Below are 308 nucleotides of genomic sequence, written 5' to 3'. Positions count from 1 at the left end.
AATATAATATATAATATAGAGTATTTTATAAACATAATTTAATATTTATAATATGAAATTCATGATTACAATAATTTATATAAATTAAATTATTTTAAAATAAAAAAATATTTTTTGAATAAAGGGGTATTGATTAAATGGCAAATATTAAACAACAAAAAAAACGTAATAAGACTAACGAAAAACGTAGATTAAAGAATGCTTCTTATAAATCTTCCGTTAAAACAGCAATTAAAAAATTTAAAGCTGCTGTGGTAGCTTCTGAAAAAACACAAGCTTTAACATTATTAAATTACGTTAATAAAAAA

The 308-nt window shown here is 18.2% G+C and carries 1 protein-coding gene; it reads left to right on the top strand.

From position 1 onward, the window contains the following. Positions 1 to 137 precede the first annotated feature (137 nt). Positions 138 to 308: 30S ribosomal protein S20 (gene rpsT, locus RI01_RS00035; protein ID WP_017192624.1), on the top strand; the 171-nt coding region annotated here is incomplete at its 3' end.

Origin of the sequence: Italian clover phyllody phytoplasma str. MA1, from assembly GCF_000300695.1 — a bacterium.
Taxonomy (GTDB): Bacteria; Bacillota_I; Bacilli_A; order Acholeplasmatales; family Acholeplasmataceae; genus Phytoplasma.
This window is presented reverse-complemented; position numbering and strand designations above follow the sequence as displayed.